The organism is Mucisphaera sp., from assembly GCF_965279675.1.
Lineage (GTDB): Bacteria > Planctomycetota > Phycisphaerae > Phycisphaerales > Phycisphaeraceae > Mucisphaera.
The window spans coordinates 3,005,524-3,024,429 of record NZ_CBDIIJ010000002.1; the positions used below are offsets into that span (position 1 = coordinate 3,005,524).

Annotated in this window: 10 protein-coding genes; 1 reads left to right on the plus strand and 9 read right to left on the minus strand. The window is 61.4% G+C overall.

Annotated features, from left to right (window positions below; translation table 11 throughout):
- Positions 1–302 precede the first annotated feature (302 nt).
- The 6 genes from katG to ACQZAB_RS12985 all read right to left on the minus strand — a co-directional run bounded on the left by katG (position 303) and on the right by ACQZAB_RS12985 (position 11,888).
- Positions 303–2,519: a catalase/peroxidase HPI gene (katG, locus tag ACQZAB_RS12960; protein ID WP_428389940.1), complete on the minus strand. Its 2,217-nt coding sequence runs from the start codon at positions 2,517–2,519 to the stop codon at positions 303–305.
- A 257-nt stretch (positions 2,520–2,776) separates the two neighbouring features.
- On the minus strand, positions 2,777–4,792 hold the full coding sequence (locus ACQZAB_RS12965; protein ID WP_428389941.1) for an aldo/keto reductase: 2,016 nt from the start codon (positions 4,790–4,792) through the stop codon (positions 2,777–2,779).
- 79 nt (positions 4,793–4,871) lie between these two features.
- Positions 4,872–6,167, minus strand: coding sequence for a glucuronate isomerase (locus ACQZAB_RS12970; protein ID WP_428389942.1), 1,296 nt, complete (start codon positions 6,165–6,167; stop codon positions 4,872–4,874).
- 102 nt (positions 6,168–6,269) lie between these two features.
- Positions 6,270–7,361: a D-alanyl-D-alanine carboxypeptidase family protein gene (locus ACQZAB_RS12975; RefSeq protein ID WP_428389943.1), complete on the minus strand. Its 1,092-nt coding sequence runs from the start codon at positions 7,359–7,361 to the stop codon at positions 6,270–6,272.
- Positions 7,362–7,464: 103 nt separating this feature from the next.
- Entirely contained in the window at positions 7,465–9,372 is a 1,908-nt protein-coding gene (locus ACQZAB_RS12980) for a DUF2264 domain-containing protein (RefSeq protein WP_428389944.1), read from the minus strand.
- 101 nt (positions 9,373–9,473) lie between these two features.
- Positions 9,474–11,888, minus strand: coding sequence for a hypothetical protein (locus tag ACQZAB_RS12985; protein WP_428389945.1), 2,415 nt, complete (start codon positions 11,886–11,888; stop codon positions 9,474–9,476).
- A 329-nt stretch (positions 11,889–12,217) separates the two neighbouring features.
- On the opposite strand from ACQZAB_RS12985, the gene ACQZAB_RS12990 reads away from it, so the two are divergent.
- Complete coding sequence (locus ACQZAB_RS12990) at positions 12,218–13,099, plus strand: hypothetical protein (protein WP_428389946.1); 882 nt, start codon at positions 12,218–12,220, stop codon at positions 13,097–13,099.
- Positions 13,100–13,204: 105 nt separating this feature from the next.
- Here ACQZAB_RS12990 and ACQZAB_RS12995 read toward each other — a convergent pair whose 3' ends face one another.
- Genes ACQZAB_RS12995 through ACQZAB_RS13005 form a run of 3 tightly spaced genes read right to left on the minus strand, consistent with a single transcriptional unit; the run spans position 13,205 to position 18,883 of the window.
- Complete coding sequence (locus ACQZAB_RS12995) at positions 13,205–15,538, minus strand: chondroitinase-B domain-containing protein (RefSeq protein WP_428389947.1); 2,334 nt, start codon at positions 15,536–15,538, stop codon at positions 13,205–13,207.
- 28 nt (positions 15,539–15,566) lie between these two features.
- Positions 15,567–17,060: a sialate O-acetylesterase gene (locus ACQZAB_RS13000; protein ID WP_428389948.1), complete on the minus strand. Its 1,494-nt coding sequence runs from the start codon at positions 17,058–17,060 to the stop codon at positions 15,567–15,569.
- Entirely contained in the window at positions 17,057–18,883 is a 1,827-nt protein-coding gene (locus ACQZAB_RS13005; protein ID WP_428389949.1) for a sodium:solute symporter family transporter, read from the minus strand. Before ACQZAB_RS13005 ends, ACQZAB_RS13000 begins: the two co-directional genes overlap by 4 nt.
- Positions 18,884–18,906 lie beyond the last annotated feature (23 nt).

An 18,906-nucleotide genomic window follows, 5' to 3' on the forward strand; every position in this document is an offset into this window, starting at 1 on the left:
TTACAGAAACTGGCCTTTACAAGCAATTGATTGCTCTAAGACTAGATCTAGAATTCACTTATGTTCCTGCAAATAGCATTTTGACTAGTAGGATTGATAGTGCCAGACCTCGATTCGAATCTGTTCAGACAGATAAGAATCCTTCCCCGCTATTGCTTGATTGACAGGGACTTGCGACATCGCGGGTCCCTGTTTTTCTGCGCGTTCCGGTATGACGCTATGGGGCTTGTGTTCAAAAGAAAACGGCAGGACTTAGGGTCCTGCCGTTTGTCGATGAGTGTGTCTGCAGCCTTGGTATGGGCTTAGAGGTCGAAGCGGTCGAGGTTCATCACTTTGTGCCAGGCGGCGACGAAGTCCTGGACGAAGGTTTGTTTGGCGTCTTCGCAGCCGTAGACTTCGGCGATGGCTCGCAGTTGGGAGTTGGAGCCGAAGACGAGGTCGACGGCGCTGGCGGTCCACTTGATTTCGCCTGTCTTGATGTCGCGGCCTTCGTAGAAGTGCTCGCAGCGGGGTGACTGCTTCCACTCGATGGTCATGTCGAGGAGGTTGACGAAGAAGTCGTTAGTAAGGGTGCCTGGGGTTTTGGTGAAGACGCCTAGCTGGGACTGGCCGGTGTTGGCGTTGAGGGCACGCATGCCGGCGACGAGGACGGTCATCTCGGGGGCCGTGAGGTTGAGGAGGTGGGCCTTGTCGATGAGCAGTTCGGCGGCGGGACGTTTGTGGTCCTGGTGCATGTAGTTGCGGAAGCCGTCGGCGGTGGTTTCGAGGACGGCCATGGCTTCGGCGTCGGTTGTTTCCTGGGTGGCGTCGGTGCGGCCTGGCGAGAAGGGGACGGTGATGTCGAAGCCGGCTTCCTTAGCGGCTTTCTCGATGGCTGCGCAGCCGCCTAGGACGACGGTGTCGGCGAAGGAGATCTTTTTGTTGCCGGCCTGGGCGTTGTTGAACTCGCTCTGGACCTTCTCGATGGCGGGGATGGTCCTGGAGAGCATCTCGGGGTCGTTGACCTGCCAGTTCTTCTGCGGTTCGAGCCGGAGGCGTCCGCCGTTTGCGCCGCCACGCTTATCGGTGTTGCGGAAGCTGGATGCGGCGGCCCATGCGGTGGCGACGAGCTGCGAGACCGTCAGGCCGGACGCCAGCAGCTCGGCTTTGAGGTGCTTGATGTCGGCGTCGTTGACGAGTTCGTGATCGACCTCGGGGACGGGGTCCTGCCAGAGCTGGGGTTCGGGGACCAGCGGGCCGATGAAGCGGGACTGGGGGCCCATGTCGCGGTGGAGGAGCTTGTACCAGGCTTTGGCGTAGGCGTCGGCGAACTTGTCGGGGTTTTCGTAGAAGCTTCGGGAGATGCCTTCGTAGACGGGGTCGAAGCGGAGGGAGAGGTCGGTGGTGAACATCATCGGTGCGTGCTTGACTTCGGGGTCGTGGGCATCGGGGATGGTGGCAGCGCCGCCGCCGTCTTTGGGCGCCCACTGGGTAGCGCCAGCGGGGCTCTTGACCTGTTCCCATTCGTAGGCGAAGAGGTTCTCGAAGTAGTTGTTGTCCCACTTGGTGGGCTCGGTGGTCCAGGCGCCTTCGAGTTCGCTGGTGATGGTATTTTTACCGTTGCCGGTGCCGAGGGAGTTCTTCCAGCCGAGGCCCTGTTCTTCGAGGCCTGCGGCTTCGGGCTCTGGGCCGATGGTGGTGTGCTCGCCGGCGGCGTGGGCTTTGCCGAAGGTGTGGCCGCCAGCGATGAGAGCGACGGTTTCCTCATCGTTCATGGCCATGCGGCCGAAGGTTTCGCGGATGTCACGGGCGGCGGCGACGGGGTCGGGGTTGCCGTCGGGGCCCTGGGGGTTGACGTAGATGAGGCCCATCTGGACGGCGCCGAGTGGCGTTTCGAGTTCGCGGTCGCCTGAGTAGCGCTCATTGCCGAGCATTTCGGCTTCGGGTCCCCAGTAGATGTCTTCTTCGGGTCCCCATACGTCTTCGCGGCCGAAGGCGAAGCCGAAGGTCTTGAACCCCATGGACTCCATGGCCTGGTTGCCTGCGAAGACGATGAGGTCGGCCCAGGAGAGCTTACGGCCGTATTTTTGTTTGATGGGCCAGAGGAGTCGGCGGGCTTTGTCGAGGTTGGCGTTGTCGGGCCAGCTGTTGAGGGGGGCGAAGCGGGTGGTGCCGGAGGCGGATCCGCCTCGGCCGTCGTGGATGCGGTAGGTGCCGGCGCTGTGCCAGGCGAGGCGGATGAAGAGCGGGCCGTAGTGGCCGTAGTCGGCTGGCCACCAGTCCTGGGAGGTGGTCATCAGCTCGTTCATGTCTTTCTTGAGGGCTTCGACGTCGAGGGTTTTGACTTCCTCCGCGTAGTTGAAGTTGTCGCCCATCGGATCGGCTTTGGGGTTGTTCTGTTCGAGGATGCGGAGGTTGAGCTGGTTGGGCCACCAGTTGTTTTTTGAGGCGTCGGCCAGGTTGGTCAGGCTGGAGCCGGCGTTGAGGATGGGGCAGCGTGAGCCGGTGGACTCGGGGAGCGGGGTTTCGGGGTGTGCCATTTGCTAGCCTTTTTGAATGGGTATGGGGTAAAACAGGATGGATACTGGTTGACGTTACGCAAGCGTGTTAGCGAGTCAACACCTCGCGGGTACAGATTAAGAATGATTCAAGACAAGCACCAGTGGGTGGGGGCGGCCGGTTCAGGTTGATTGTTCAGGCGTCATGTTGCGGTTGCTTGTGTTCTGAAGCGAACGTCATTCATGTGCTTTCACGGCTGAGTTGGTCGGTCCTGTCTGCGGGTCCTGCGCTTCGTTCTTCAGAGCGGAGAGGTGTCTGTGGCGAGGTCGAGCCAGGCTCTCTCTTCGGGGGTCAGATTGATGTTGAGGGCGGGCAGGGTGGTGTCAAGTTCGGTGAGATTACGGGGGCCGACGAGGGCGAAGCTGGGGAAGGGTTGGCTGAGGACGTAGGCGGCGGCGATGTTGACGGCGGTGACGCCGTGGTGCCTGGCGAGTTTGAGAGCGCGTTCTCGTCGCTGCTGGTTCTCGGTGTTGTCGAAGCAATCGTCGGTGGTGTCGATGCCGAGGTCGGTTTTTTCATCGGCGCGGGCGAAGTAGCCGCGGGCCTGGCTGGACCAGGCGAGGAGTGCGGTCTGGGTTTTTTCGAGATAGGCACGGGATTCGGGATCGGAGGCGCTGACGCAGCCTTCCCAGACGGGTTTGAGCATGCGGGCGAGGGAGAGATTGTTGCTGAGGACGGACATTTGCTGGCGGTTGTTGGCGGCGGCGTATTCCTGGGCGGCCTGGAAGCGTTGGATGGACCAGTTGCTGCCGCCGAAGGTTTTGACGCGGCCTTCTTGGCGGAGTTCGTCGAGGACATCGACGAGTTCGCCGACGGGGAGGTCGGGGTTGTCGCGGTGGAGGATGTAGACATCGACCTGATCGAGGCCGAGTCGATCGAGGGATTCGTTGAACTGCTTGCGGATGGCTTCGGGGTGACAGTCGGGCGTGATGCCGCCTTTGCTGATGATGACGCAGTCGTCGCGGACGCCTCGGGAGCGGAGCCAGTGGCCGAGTAGTTTTTCCTGGCGGCCGCCACCATAGATCCATGCGGTGTCGAAGGTGTTGCCGCCGGCCTGGAAGAAGGCGTCGAACATGACGGCGGCGTGGGCGAAGTCCTGCTGGTTGTCGCAGCCCATGATGAGTCGAGAGACGGGTCGGTCGAGGTGTGGGATGTCGCCATAGGTCATGGCGGGTTGGGTGGGTTTGGTCAGCTTTTCGGCATTGAGCGGAAGGGGAAAGCCCTCGGGGGTAGAACTCGGGTAGCTAATGCCGACCTGCTTGAGCCAGCGGTCGAGGGTGTTGGCCTGGCCGATGGAATCGGCCCAGGTCATGGCGGGAGCTGGCGCCTCGGACTGACCGGCACGGATTGCCTGGCAGGCAACCTCGATTTCGTAGGCGAACATGGGCTTGTCGGCCTTGACCTCGATGGTTTGGGTTTGGTCGTTGGCGTGGATGAGGAAGGAGCAGGTTCCGCTTTCGAAGGCGGGGTGCCAGCTCATGCCGGGGATTTCGATCCAGCCGTCCTCGCCATGGACGCGGATCCAGATCTGTTTCACGTCGATGGAGGTTGAGACGGTTGCGAGGACGTTACCTTCGAACCTGAGGATGGCTGAGGCGCCGCGATCGACGCCGGTTGTGGTATCCGGATAGCCGGAGGCCTTGACTTCGAGCGGGTCGGCGAAGGTCTGGCCGTTGGCGAGTCCTGCGATTTTTCGGGCGAAGGCGACGGGGTAGCAGCCGACGTCGAGGATGGCGCCGCCGCCCAGAGCGGGATCGAGGATGCGGGAGGTTGGGTCGTGGTCGCCACCGAAGCCGAATGCGGCGTCGATGAGTCGGACTTTGCCGATGGTGCCATCGGTGATGGTGTCGAAGAGTTTTTTGAAGAGCGGGTGGACGCGGTCCTTGAAGGCTTCCATGAAAAAGACGTTGTGTTGGCGGGCGGCACGGACCATCGCCTGGACCTGCCAGATATTCATCCCGGCGGGTTTTTCACAGAGGACGTGCTTGCCGGCCTGCATGGCGCGGATGGCCCAGGTGGCGTGAGCGGGGTGCGGCGTGGCGATGTAGATGACGTGGACATTGGGGTCTGCGATGAGTTCATCGGCATCGGTGTAGAAGGTATCAATGCCGTATTCGCTGGCGAAGGCCTGGGCTTTCTCGGTGCTTCGGCGGGTGATGGCGACCACGGAAGCGTCTGCGACCTCTGCGATTCCACGTATGAAGGGGTGTGCGATGTTGCCGGCCCCGATGATGCCCCAGTTGATGTGTTTCATGGCGGCGAGTGTAGAGAATCGAGCCGGCTGCTGCCGCCCTGTCTGGGGGGCTTAGGGTGAGTCCTGATGTGGCAGGTATTCAGTGCTGAGCCAGGGTTTGGAGGAAGTTTCCGCTGAGTAGTCGGCGGGCTTCGGCATGGATCATTTCGTCGGTGATCTGGTAGCCGGTGTGCTCGATGGCCTGAAGTTGTTTGGTGAGGGCCTCGGCGATGAGGGTGCGGCTGTGGGACCACTTGTAGATGAGCTGATCGAGTACGCGGGCGTCGCTGTGCTGGGGGATGAAGGTGGTGCCCAGCAGTTCGAGTCGCTGGGTGGTGATCTCGGTGATGATGGAGGGATTATTGAGGAACCACCAGCAGCCGAAGGGAGTGAGTTTGCCGATTTTTCGGGCGGTGACACAGAGTTCGTGCTGGCTTTCACGGCTGAGCAGGGTCGCGAGGAAACGGTTCTGAGGATTGTCTGCACAGAGATTGGCGATGGCGAGGGCGTTGGCTTTGCCGAGGGTGTCGCCAGCGGAGTGGAGAGAGGGATTGATCTGGCGGATGGTTCCGATCATCATAGCAAAGGGCAGGTCGTGTTCGCGGCAGAGGGGCAGGACGGCCTTGTCCAGCATGCGTCTGGTGACGGCGCTGGGGTCGTCGTAGGTAAAGGTGGGCGGGAGGCTGGCGGCGAGGTAGATGGGCCTGATGCGTTGGATCCAGTCACTGAGGAAGCGTCTGGCTTCGTTGAGGCTGGTTTCGGGGAGCGAGGGGTCGAAGTTGTAGCCGAGGGGATTCAGGGTTTCGGCGGCGAGGTCCGGGCGGGTGAGGAGCTCATCGATGCGGAGGACCGGTGAGAATCTCGGATCGTCGGCGACGGATGGGTTGTCCAGCCATCGCTGGCGCTCGTTGGGGTCGAAGGGGTTGTTGGTCATCGTGATGCTTTTGACGTTTGCTTTTTGCATCACGAGGTCAGTGTAGTCGTTGGGTGACTGCTCGGCGAACCACTGGCGGTGCTTGTTGAGGTCTTGCTCGTTGGGATCGAGTCCGAGGCTGGCGAGCGTGGTGAGGACGCCTCGGCAGGCCTCGCTGACGGGTAGTCGGTCGGTGAAGAGGTGTTTCCAGATGTGGTCGGCCTGCTGGGCGATGGTCATGGACCAGAAGGCGTCGTAAGAAAGGATGGTGGCGGGGACAACGCGGAATACCTCGGCGATGAGGTAGTGATAGGTCAGGAGTGCGTCGATGCCCCAGAGCATGAGGCCGTTGGGATCGGGCGTGTCTGCTTTGCCCGTGAAGGGTGTGCCGAAGGCTGGCGGGTAGAGATGGGTGTGCATATCGACGACGGGTTCGTCGGCGATGACCCGGTGGATACGGCTGCGGAGGCTGCTGTCAGTCATGCGGGCATGTTATCTGAGGGTGCTGTGGGAGCGCGGTGATTGCTCAAGGCTGTCGGGTGTGGCGAGCCATGCCGGCGTGGTGTTCTGCGTGTTATCTGTCGGTCAGGGGTTGATGGCCGGTGGGCCGCCCGGGAAGTCGGCGAAGAAGACATCTCGGAAGCCGGGCGGGTTGTATTCCCAGTGCCAGGGCTCGTGCTGGAACGGATACCAGCCGTGGCGGTAGCCGTAGAGGTGAAGCCATTTGTGGACGGGCGAGCGCCGCATGTCGACGACTTCCTTCATGGGGCGTGTCGTCAAGCGGAAGGGTTCTTCGGCATCGGCTCTTGGGAGCACAAAATCGATGGCGAGTCCGAGTGAGTGCGAGGAGAAGCTGGCGACGGCGAAGCTGTTGCCGACTCTGGCGGCGTTCTGGCGTGCTCTTTCGGGGTCGCGGTGGCCGGAGAGGATGGTGAGGTCGACGCCATCGGCGGCTGCGGCATCGCGCATCTGGAGGTAGGCGTTTTTGGCGTATCGGTTGAGTTTCCAATCGCCTTCGCCTGGCACGGGCTCCCACTGATCGAGGATGTATTCCCAGAGTTCCTGGGTCATGGCGTTTCTGACGATCACGGCGGTCCGGGATCGATTGGCCCTGCGTTCGGGGGTGACGATGTCGAAGGCATCGGTGAGGATGTCGGCGAGTTGCTCATCGGGTCCTTCGGGCCCGCCCGGGTAGTCGTTTTCCTGCCAGTCGAATTCCTGGAAATGAGCGCTGAGTTCGGGGTTCAGGAGGTCGAGTGCCGAGGTGTTGGGGTCGTGGATGAAGTCGAGTTCGATGGTCTTGATGAGTTTCTGCCGGGCGTAGGTGGTGTTGCCGAGCAGGAACTGGTCGAAGGCGGCGGCGATATCGGGTTTATCGGCGCGATTGCGCAGCTGCAGGTAGATGTAATCGGGCGCGAGCTTCGTGATGTCGCGGGATTGATCGGCGAGGTAGCGGATGGCGGCGTCTTCGTTGGTGGGGTGGCTCAGCCCCGCTGGGATGGTGGCGCTGGTGACTGGGAGTACTGTGGCTGGCTGGTGATCGTTTGATGTGGTCGGCGCTGTTGAGCAGGCGGCAAGCGAGAGTGTGAGACTGAGAAGGATGCTTCGGCTGGGGAGGCGTATGGGCATGGTGTTCCATTCGGCAAGCAGAAAGGGTCGGAGAGCTGCAGGCATCATCGGTGCTGGGCCTCGGGCGTCAAGCGTGGTGAGAGGCCATGGCAGGAGGTTGTCGATGAGAATTGGTGAAAATGTGCGTGCTAAAGCAAATCTAGAGTACCCGTCAGTTGGCGGATAACCAATCACTGCTTCGTAGCACGCATTGCTGGCCCTTGACCTGAATCTTGATGCCTCTCGAGTCTTTATCCAAAACTTCGAAGGGACAGGGTTGTTCTTTCAGTTCCAGCGACCAGGCGTAGGCGAGGCCGAAACGTCCTTCTACGACATCGGTCTCCAGGTATGGCAGTGCGTGGTCGCTGGCGTAGAGGTGTTGCCGTTGCGTCGGGGTCTGGATGGCGGCTTTTGTGAAACCCGAGACGTTCTGGATGCGAGTGGCCCATCTATCTGTCGCGGCGATTGCGTTGGTGGCCGATGCGTTGGCTTGTTTTGGGTCGGCCAGTGCGAAGGCACCGGCACGCAGAACGGTGGGTTGGTAGGCGACACCGGTGTGCAGGGCGATGAACCAGTCTTCCCGCCACCAGAGGTGGGTACGAACCGTGGTGTTCATGTCGCCATAGGGATCGCCGAGTTGGTACTGGCAGACGATGCGATCGTGTGTGACTTCGATGGGCAGGGTGTTCTGGCGGCCGATGCATCGGTCGCTGGTGATGGCACGGGCCAGGAGTCCAGCGTCGGCTGGATCGCCTTCTGGTCCGGCGCAGATCAGTCCGCCGATGCCGGTGTGGTAGACGAGCTTGCCCCACTTCCAGGTGCCGAGCCGGCTGCCGACGGAGAGTGAGGATGACCCGCCTGCATTGATGAGCATGGTTTCGCCTCGGCGGTGGCGGACCACCCAGCCGGGTGTGTTGACGAGGGTGGTATCACCTTGCTGATCCGAAGGTGTGCTCGATTCAGAAGCGAGTTTTTCAACGGCTCGCAGCTCTTCTTCTGCCTGAAAGAAGGGGTGCTCGGGATCGAGGGTGAGCATCAGCAATCCTTTGGCGGCCCAGTAGGGAGATGCGGCGCAGGAGTAGCTGTCGGCCATGGTCTCGAAGTGGTCGGTCCAGCCGAGCGACAGGCAGCCCTGGGCCTGGCCGATGGGGTGCTTGAGGAAGTAAGCGATGGTCTGTCGGCAGAGCCGTCTCGCAACACCCAAGGGGACTGTATCTATGCCGTTGCATGCGGCAAGCGGGAATACACCGGACCCGTTGAATCGATAGGTGAGGCTGCGACCGATCGGAACGGGTTCGCCGGAGGCGGCATAAAGCTCAAGGTAGTCGGACAGGAACTGTGCGGCGAGGTCGATCCAGCGGCGAGCGCGCTTTGGATCGCGTTTACCGAAGTGGTGCGCCCACCAGAGCCCGTAGATGTGGAAGGCATAGGCGTTGTAATGGTCGTAGGACTCGTTGCCGCCATCGATGAACCAGCCGCCGCCGCGGTGCATGCACTCTAGTTCGTCGAGATGGTGGGTGATCGCGCGGTCGTCGCCGAGCTCTCCGGCACCTTCCTTGATGAGAAATTCGAGTGTGAGTACGTCGAAGAAGAGGTGGTTGTTTCGATGGCCGCCATGCCCTCGAATCTGGGCGAGAAAAGCGAGCACCTGCTGGCGGCTGGGCTCGTCCATCGTGTCCCAGTCACTCTTTCGTGAGATATCGAGGGCCATGGTGAAGATGGCAAACTCGACGGCGTGCTGGTGGTAGTTGGTGAGGGTGCCCCAGTAGGCAGGGCTGTTCGGGTTGCTGCCGAGAGCCATGGCCTGTTGGGTCCAGGTGATGACTTTTTGGTCGGACTCATCGGAGATGCCCAGGACGCTGCGTCCGTGCAGCCAGAGGCTGAGCAGCAGGAATGGACGGGCGAAGGCTTCGAGGCGGTCGGCGTCGTCGCCATGGTTGCTGGGGCTGCCTTCGATCGGTAGGGATGACTGGCCTTCGGCCATGAGCTTGATGAGTGGTTGTACCAATCGATCGGCAAAGTCGAGGAATTGGCGGTAAGCGGCCGGGCCGGTTTCGGTGTGCGAATCGGGATGTTGCATATGGTCTGATACCGAGTATGTCATTCTGAGCGTGACATAGAACCCAAGTCTTGAAGGACGTCGGGTTCAACAACCTGCTGAGCGGCGTAGCAGAGGAACGATCAACGTAAGCGAGCCGTCAAACCAAGAAGCACCAGCAGTGCGGCAGTTGGTTCTGGGACTGAGAAGGACTGGCCGAAGTTAGTGGCGAGCAGGGACAGGTCTACGAGGTTCACGGTGCCATCGAGATTGGCATCGCCCAGGGCCCAGCCGCCCAGGCTCTGGAAATTGGAGGCCAGTAACGAGAGATCGATGAGATCGACGGTGCCGTCGAGGTTGGCGTCGCCCGGTAGGGTACCTGCGAGTTCCAGCATGACGGCGATATCACCGGCATCGAGGCCGAGCGAGCCGTCGAGTTCGTAGACGGGATCGGTGCTGGCCTCACGAATGGCAAGGCCCAATAGATCGATGTCGGTGTCATCGATCAGGGCGTCGTTATTGAAATCTCCCAAAAGACCTGGAACAACGACCAGGTCGAGCCGAGCCCAGTCGACAGCGAGACCGGCACCTACCACGGCGTTTAGGAGACCATCCTGCAGGCCGGCTACGTGAGTCGCTGAGAGCGGGAAGACCAAGATCTCGCTAGCGGTGCTGCTGAGTGACGCGGGCAGCCCCAGGGCGGTCAGAGGTTGGGCGTGCTCGAGTCGTTCGATTGCGAGGAACGGGTTGAGTGTGCTGCTGGAGGCTTCACGCAGAGCCACCGTCAGCGTGGCGGCGGCGACGCGTTCATCCGGCGCCAGGTCGAATGCAAAGCTAAAGGGCACGAGGCCGGTGGCCGCTGTGTCGTCGAAGCTCTGCAGCCCCAGTGACAGGTCCGAGGCAAATGAAGCGACTTCGAGTTCCCAGGTGGCATCGACGTAGGCGGTGTCGCGGCTGCCTGGGCCGTCGATGACATAGCCGTCGTAATCGCCTTCGTGGTATTCGCGGAAGGAGGCATCCTCGAAGCGGTCCCGATCGTCGACCTGGGCTTCGTAGAGACTGCGGGTATCGACGTGCGTGCCGTGCTGATCGACGATCCCTGGCGGCTGGGGGCCGAAGCGGTTGTCTGAGCGAACGGCGCCGACGCTGCCGATGAGCCAGTTCTGCGCGGTTGGCGGGTTCTCGATGATGAAGCCGTTGGCGGTGCTGTTCCAGACAACGCTGTTGCCGGCGGTCCATCCGTGGCCGGTGCCGAAGTAGCCGCGGTTGCGGATGTTGATCTCGTCGCCATCGATGGTGATGTTGTCGTAGAGACCGCCGGTGCTCCATCGCTGGTGGGGGCCGGTGTCGTTGAGTGCGTTCACTGCGACACCATCCAGAAAGACATTGGGTCCGGTGTTGGGTGAGTTGCGGATAAAGTCGTGCCTGCCGTTTTCCGAGTACATGTTGCGGAACAGGGACAGCTGGCTGTTGTTCTGGAAAGCGTAGCGACGGCCACCAGTGACTCGGGAGATGGGATCGAGGTTGGTGGCCCCGTCGACCGTGATGTTCTTGGCTCGGGTATCGGCTTCGATCAGGGAGTACCAGAAGTGTTCTGCGGTGATGTCGCGGATGAAGCCGTGCTCGACGCGGTCCATATAGATCAGGCTGCGTGCATGGTCTTCGTCTTCCGGGTCGTTGGTGTCGTAGTCGGAGATGCCGCGGAGGTTCTCGATGCCGACGTTGCTGAGTCTGCCCGACCAAGTGTACTTGTAGACGGTGCCGCCGCCGTATTGGGCATCGAGTGACTGGGTGAGTGGGGCATCGAAGAAGACGCGATCGCCTTCAACGCGGGTGACGATACGGTCGTGCCGACGATCATAGTTGCCAGCTTCCCATTGCACGATCTCGCCGCCATCCGGACGGGGCGGGATCTGGTCCATTCCAAGGGCTTCGATCCAGTTCTGGGTGCTGGGACGATGGACGATGACCCGATCGCCGGGTGAGAAACTGGCAGCATCAGCAACGCGGAAACTGGTGGCACCGACGGGCACGTATTTGTCGAGGACGACTCGTTCGGAGCCGTTGACGTCGTTCCATGAGCCTCCGCCCTGAACCATGATGATGTCGCGGCTGAGGGTGCCGGTAGCGCGGAGGACTGTTCCGTTGGTAGCTGACTGGCCGGACCCTCGGAGGACGATGCCGCTGCTGGTGATCCAGACAGAGTTGGCGATCTCGAACTCCCCGGCGGCGAGTTGGACGGCTCCGCGATAGCCATCGGGTCCAAGGGGTAGTGCGGCGACCTGATCGATGGCGGCCTGGATTCTTGCGGCATCGTCGCCTGGGCCCGGGCCGACGGTCACGACGGTCACGACGGTCGGGATGGTGGGCAGGGGCTCGCGGCCGTGGCGGTAGCCAACGGCTGAGTAGTCGACGATGCGGTCGCCATTGGGCTGGGTGTGGTAGAGGAGCCGGCCGTCGGGGCCCGGATAGACCCAGGTGCTCTCGGCGGCCTGGAGGCCACTGGGCAGGCTCAGCAGGCCGGCCGTGAGCGCGATTGAGAGGGCTGGCTTGATCAACGAGAGATTCCTAAGGGAAGCTTGAGCATTGACGCTCGGAGACTTTGTAACTGTACCGCGTATCTCTTAGCCGCCAAGCCGCCCGGGAAGTGTTCATTTCAATGTTAATTAATCCGTATGTCTTGACTGCGACCGCTAGCTTGCCTCGTTTTCCTGATTGCGAGTGCGGCGTTGGGAGGAAAGTTTGCCGCGAGCTGCCACATGCTGGCAGCAAGTGAATTAACATTGAAATTAACAGTGGGCGGGGCCTGCTATTGCGGGCATGCTCGTGTTAGACTCAATGCGATTCGTCATTTCGTCTCATTCCCGAAGAAGAGGAGAACTGCATCATGAAGGCTATGACCACAACCCCCCTGCTGGCTGGTGCGGCGGTGGCCCTGTTAGCGGGTCACGCATCTGCGGCGATTATTCCGCTGTATACCGAGGCCGGCATCGGCGACCTCGGTGACGTCTGGAATGCCAACGTTGACACAGGCGACGCGAGTAAATTCTTCGCCGGTGAGTACGGCATCGAGCTACTAAACGCTGGCACATCGCCCGTTTCGCCTTTCGGCAGCGGTAACGCTATCCGCATGTACGACTTCAATACATTGGACAAGCCTGAGCTTCAGCTCGACCTGGCCGAGCCGCTGACCGGTGCTTTCCGTGTTGACTTCACGACGTTTAATGCATCAACGAATGCTTCCAGCAGTGCGATCCGCTTCCGGATGGCCAACACGGGCGACAGCATCAGCTCGGAATCGCGGTCGGCGTTCTCGCTTTCCTGGCAGGCCGATCGCGAATTCACGGCCAAGTCGGAGGGTGGTTTTGGATCGGTGGCGACCAAGAGCACGCAGCCACTCGATGGTGTGCAGATGATGACGATGGTTGGCAACGCCGCCACGGCGGGCACGTACACCTACAACCTGTACGGCGTCGAACGCACGCTTAACCCGCAGAGCTACGACGTGTACATCAATGGCGTGCTGTTCAACGATGATACGGACGCGGACGAGATCAACGGTCTTGAATTCCATCTGACCAAATCGGCTGGCAACTACGATCCCGCGCTCGGGCTGGGTCGGATCGGCCTGATCGGTTCGTCAAACTCGAACGTGGACCCCGATGTTTACTTCGACAACATCATTCTTCGCACGGGTGCCGATGTGGTGCCGGAGCCGGCTTCGGCGCTGCTGCTGAGCCTAGGTGTTCTCGCGCTGCGTCGCCGTTAGGACCTACTGTTTACGTTTAGCTGTGTAGCTATGCGAGCAAGCCCGGCCTCCGGTGAGGCCGGGTTTTTTATGCCCTGAACACGGCCTGTCTGGCGCTGCAGACCATCAACGACGTTGAAGCAGGAGTGTGAGCGTCAGTAGCGAAGACGCCACCGGTTCGGGGATGGTGGCTTGCTGACCGAAGCCTGTTGCGAGGATCGACAAGTCGATGAGGTTGACCGTGCCGTCGAGGTTCAGGTCGCCATCGGTGTAGTCGATGAGGATCGCTTCACCGAAGTGGCTGGCCAGCGTGGAGAGATCGATGAGGTCCACGGTGAGGTCGAGGTTGACGTCGCCTAGGACTGTGCCGAAGAGCTCGGTCAGCCAGAGGTTCAGATCGTCGACATCGACCTGGCCTGAGTCATCCATGTCGTAGTTGGTGTCGGACGAGAACATGGCGTTGGCGAGGAGGATGAGGTCCTGGGCGTCGAGTGCGCCGCTGCCATCGAAATCGCCTGGTGCCAGTTGGAAGAGTGACTGCAACTGACCGGGATCCAGGTCTGAATCGGTGTGGAACACGAGGGCATCGAGTTCGGTCAGGCCTTCACGTCGGCCGATCCTGAGTTCGAGCGGGACACCGACCATGCCGGGCGTGACTGTGAAGGCTTGTCCGGTCTCCCACTGCCAGACCCCTGACGAGGTGGTGCTGGCCGTGAGGTCGGGATCGGTCCCGAAGGTGTCTGGCTGGAAGATGCTGTCGGCCGAGGTGTTGAACCCTCGTGCCCGGTAGTAGGCGGTGTAGGTGCCGGGCTGAGCAAAGACCAGCTCGTATCCCACGATAGCTTCGTGGTTGGAGGCGTCCGAGCGGCTGCCTGCTGGGGCTTTGATGGCTGACCCGCTTAGTGCGTAGGGATCGCTGACTGTCTGCCATGTCTCGCCGTCGTTGTCCGGATCGAGGAGCAGGGTGTAGGCCTCGGCTTCGATCGTAATGAACGAGCCTGAGGGCAGCGGATCGGGGATCGGTTGGCTGAATGTCTGGGCGTCGGGGCCGACGTCTGTTGCGGTCAGGGGCTTGCGGACGATCGCGGCGGGCAGGACTTCATCGGCCCCGATATCGATCAAGCCGATGCGTGCCTGACCGTCCATGTCGTCGGGTACGAGCGATGTGCCGGCGATCGCATCGATCGCGGGGCTGCCCGGGCCGGGCCTGTAGAGGCCATCGCCAGCGAGCACGAGCATCGGATCGGCCTCGGTGACGCCCGGGCGTGGGGAGATGCCAAGGGGTGCGCCGTTGACCAGATTGCTGGCCCAGGTCCAGCCGGTGCCCTCCTGGCCTTCGAAGACGGAATCAGAGATGCCGGTGATGAGGTTGCCGATGATGGAGACATCCTCAGCTAGCAGTGTGCGGTCGCGAGTGCCGAAGCCGGCGTCGAAAGAGATGCCAGGCATGTCTGCACTTACGATCGTGTTGTGAGCGATCAGTGCGTTCTTGACCTGCTGGTAGCCGGATGGCTCGGTGTTTGGAATCCCGGCACTGATGGAGATCACGCCATCGGCTCGATCGTCGAGATCGGCGAAGTAGTTGTTGGTGATGACGTGGTCTTCCCCGATGACACGCACCCCGCCTGAGCCGTTCTTATTGTTGCCCAGGAAGAAGTTGCCATCGACCGTTGCGCGGTGGCCGTGCCGGAGAGTCAGGGTGCCCTTCGAGTCTCGAAAGGTGTTGTAGCGGAAGGTGTTCTCGTTGGATTTGTTAGAGATAATCTCGATCTCGCCGTCGACGCGCTCGAAGAGATTGTTCTCCACGATGATTCTGGCGTTGGTATCGCTGACGCTGGATGTGCCGAGCCGGATCGTCTCGAAGCCATTGTCGTTGCCCTCGGGCCGATCGAGAAAGTGGTTGTTGTCGATGCGGTGCCGGGCTTCGTTGCCGTCCAGCCAGGCGACGAGGGTGACGCCGGAGTGATCCTGCCCCTCGAAGCGGGAATGATCGACCCGGTTGTCCTGGCCGTAGAGTGAGACCCAGAAGTAGCGTTCGTTGATGTCGTCGGGGTTGTAGTCGCGGATGGTGGTGTTGGTGAGTCTGGAATGAGAGGCGTGACCCAGCGGGCCGTTGAAAGCGATCACGTGGTCATCGGCTGGCCTTCCATCTTCGAAGGTCAGCCCATCGACGACAAGGTGCTGTCCGGAGATTTTAAGCTGTGATGATCCGGTCAGAACGACCCCGCCCAGCGACTGGGCTTTTAGTGTGATGGGTGCCTGGGCCGTTCCGAAGCCCGCGAAGGCGATCTGTTGATCCTGCCAGACGCCATCGGTCATGACTAGCGTATCACCCGGTTGCGCGACGGACATGGCGGCACTGATCTCTGCGGCGGAAGAGACGTAGTGTATCTCGGCGAGAGCTGATGCGACCGAAGCAGTCATCGCCAGGAAGGTCATCAACAGGCTTCGGCTCGACATCTTTCACACCTCTGAAAGCCGATGCGTCCTAGCGTGCATCGTCGGTGACGCCGGGCCAGGCATCGGTTCTGAATGGCGAGACCGGCAGGCCGTCGCCTGAGACCAGATTGGCCCAGGACGGGTTCTCGTCCCAGGCGTAACGCACGGCCTTGGGGTCGGCGACCCTTGCTTCTGAAACATACACCACGTCGCCTTCGATGCGAGCTTTTGCCCAGCGAAAACGCATGCTTTCGTCGGCGATCACGAACCCTCTGACCGGCCCGCCATCGGAGGTGGTCAGGCCTGATCCGGCGTTGGCAAACTTGAGTTCGACCTCGTTCGAGCCGGTGTCGAAATTGACTTCCCAGAACACCGGTGCCTGGCCGTTGATCTCTTCTCCGTAGACCTCGTCAAAGGCCCAGAGCGCCAGGCGTTCGCCAACCGTCCACTTGTTGACGGGGTGGATGTCGGTGGGATCGCCGATGTCGATGGTCACGATCAGACCGGTGTTTGGCAGTGATTCAGCGACTCGGAGTTGTGACTCTCTCAGCTCGACCAGGCTCCCCTCCCCGGGGGGCACGCGGGGCGGATCGACGTAATTCGGTAACTGGACGACGCCGAAGGGCAGCTGCATGTCGCCCCACTGTGTACGCCAGTCGATGATCATCTCGGAGAGCAGCGTGTAGTACTGCCGAGCGCGCCAGACGTTTGACTCGCCTTGATACCAGGCGAATCCGCGGATGGTGTAGGGGACGATCGGCGCGACCATCGCGTTCCAGAGACCGCTGACAATCCGGCGTTCCTGAGGTTCTGTTGGCTTGCGGGTCGATGGATCGGCCTGCCATCTGGCGAGGGCATCGTGGTAGGCCGACCAGCTGCGCTCGTGGCGTTCGACCAAGGGCATGAGGATCGGATTGGCTTCGAGCACTTCGCGGCGGGTCCAGACCTCCGCGGTTGTCCCGCCATAGGCCGTGTGGATGAGTCCGACAGGTCTACCCAGGTGTTCGTGGACGTCGTGGCCCATGTAGTAGGCGGCGGCGGAGAAGTCCTCGACGGACTCGGGCGTGCAGATCTCCCATTGCCCCTCGACATCCTCGACGGGCTCGAAGGAGGCGTTGCGTTCGACGCGGAAGAGCCGTATCTGCGGGTGGTCTGCGGCTTCGACCTCGCCTTCGGGCATGCGGTGCATGCGCCAGTCCATGTTGGACTGGCCCGAGCAGAGCCAGACTTCGCCGATGAGGACGTCTTCAAATTCACGGCGATCGCTGCCGGCCTGGATGGTTAGCGTGTGCGGGCCGTGGCGATCGATGACCGGAAGGCGAGCAAACCATCGGCCGTCATCGTCTGTTGCTGCGGCCACGCGCTGACCGGCGATCGAGAGCACCACGGTCTGACCGGGGTCGGCTTTGCCCCAGACCGCGGCTTCCTTCTCGGCCTGCAGGACCATGTGGTCGCCGAAGATCGCGGGCATCCAGAGATCGGCCATCGCCTGTGTGGGTAACGCGAGCAGACAGAGCCATGTCAGCAGGAGTCTGAGTTTCATGTGGTTTCAGCTTTTGCGACAGTAGGCGGCGTATCGGTGGCGGGGGCTCGCCGTGATGACCAGAGCAGGAGCAGGCCGGCCCCGAGCACGAAACCGCCTACGAAGAGGATGCCGAGTCGGCCGCCCAGGTCATTCGGGATCAGGATGAGTGAGCAGATAAAGCTGCCCATGATGGATGCGAACGTGCCTAGCACACGGCGTTGCAGGTCGTCGTTGGCCTCGCCGACCTCTTCGCTGAATCTCACCGGCGTGTGCATCTGCTTGTAGAAGTCCTCAACGCGCTGCTTGTACTCGGCGGTGGCGAAGCGCCAGAAGGGCATGGTCAGGAAGAAGGCCACGCAGCCGACGCTCGTGTTGGTGAAGATCTTCTGGGCGTAGCTCCATTCAGAGGTCATCCATTGAAGATTTGCGGGGAGGTAGGCACCCAGCCAGGCGATCTTGTCCGGCTGGCTGCCGGCGAGGAAGGCGATCAGTGAGGGCACGAAGGCGCAGCAGATCGCGAAGATGGCCGACCACCAGGGCACGTACTTGAAGAAGATGGCCAGCAGCATCGGAATGAACATGGGCAAGGCTAGGAGCCCGCCGATATCGAGCATGGTCTGGAAGATGCCTCGTCCGCCCGAGTTCGCGAAGTAGTAGGCCAGCCCGATAATGGCCAGTCCGAACCCGAGGGAGAAGGCTTGCCCCAGCCGGAGCATGGACTGGCCCTCGACGGGTTTCATATTGAGGAGCTTACAGCAGAACGGGTAGATGTCGCGGGTGAAGATGGCGGCGTTTCGGTTGAGCCCCGAGTCCATGGAACTCATGGTGGCTGAGAACATCGCGACAACCATGACACCGGTCAGGCCGGCGGGAAGGAGGGCCATGGAGATGACGCCATACGATCCTTCGCGGGCGTTGTCGATGGGCAGGGCTGCGACCTCATCGGCCATGATGATCCGAGCGGTCATGGGCGGGATGAACCAGATGAAGACGCCGATGAGCGAGAGGACCGCAGCGAGCAACGCGGCCTTGCGGGCTTCTCTGCCATCCTTGACGGCGAAGTACTTCTGGGAACTCTCCAGGGCCGAATGGTTGATGAGCTTGTAGATGATCGTGGCGATAACCCAGGGCCAGGCGTATTCCGCGAGCGGGAAGCGGTTGGGATCGTTGACCATGGCGTAATCGGAGGCGAGACCGGCGTCCTGAATGCCCTGGATGAGTCCGGAGACGCCGCCGACTTCGTTCAGGCAGAGGACGGCGATCAGAATGGTGATCGGGATCAGGATGAGTGTCTGCAGGAAGTCGGTGGCGAGAACCGCCCATGACCCGCCGATGAGCGAGTAGAGGAGCACGACGCTACCCGTGACAAGAATCACGGTATCGATGTCGTAGCGGAACACGCCGGAGACGAACGTCCCGAGGCCCCAGAGCCAGACGGCTGCGTAGCAGAGCTGGATGGGTACTGTGATCAGGGCGTAGAACTGCTGGGTCAGTGCGCCGAAACGCTTGAGAAGCACTTCGGGGAAGGTGACAGCGCGGAGCTGACGAAACCAGCCGGCGAGGAAGGCGGCCTGGATCAGAAAGCCGGCGACGTTGGTCAGGAAGATGACGGTGATGGAGAGACCGGCGACGTAGGCCGCCCCTGCGGCACCGGTGAAGGTGAAGGCCGAGAAGGCGGTCATGAAGGCGGAGGCCCCGACCATCCACCACTTGGCACGGCATCCCGAGCGGAAGTAATCCGAGCTATCGCTGTTGAGCCGTTGGAGAACGAAGCCGATCGCGACCAGCATGAGGAGGTACACACCGATGATCACATGCTCGATCGTCAAGGCCTGGAACATGAGCGTGGGTACCCCAAGTCAGG

Coding starts and splice junctions, on each gene's coding strand:
- katG (WP_428389940.1), bottom strand. CDS start 2,519: ATGGCACACCCCGAAACCCCGCTCCCCGAGTCCACCGGCTCACGCTGC.
- ACQZAB_RS12965 (WP_428389941.1), bottom strand. CDS start 4,792: ATGAAACACATCAACTGGGGCATCATCGGGGCCGGCAACATCGCACAC.
- ACQZAB_RS12970 (WP_428389942.1), bottom strand. CDS start 6,167: ATGACTGACAGCAGCCTCCGCAGCCGTATCCACCGGGTCATCGCCGAC.
- ACQZAB_RS12975 (WP_428389943.1), bottom strand. CDS start 7,361: ATGATGCCTGCAGCTCTCCGACCCTTTCTGCTTGCCGAATGGAACACC.
- ACQZAB_RS12980 (WP_428389944.1), bottom strand. CDS start 9,372: ATGCAACATCCCGATTCGCACACCGAAACCGGCCCGGCCGCTTACCGC.
- ACQZAB_RS12990 (WP_428389946.1), top strand. CDS start 12,218: ATGAAGGCTATGACCACAACCCCCCTGCTGGCTGGTGCGGCGGTGGCC.
- ACQZAB_RS12995 (WP_428389947.1), bottom strand. CDS start 15,538: ATGTCGAGCCGAAGCCTGTTGATGACCTTCCTGGCGATGACTGCTTCG.
- ACQZAB_RS13000 (WP_428389948.1), bottom strand. CDS start 17,060: ATGAAACTCAGACTCCTGCTGACATGGCTCTGTCTGCTCGCGTTACCC.
- ACQZAB_RS13005 (WP_428389949.1), bottom strand. CDS start 18,883: ATGTTCCAGGCCTTGACGATCGAGCATGTGATCATCGGTGTGTACCTC.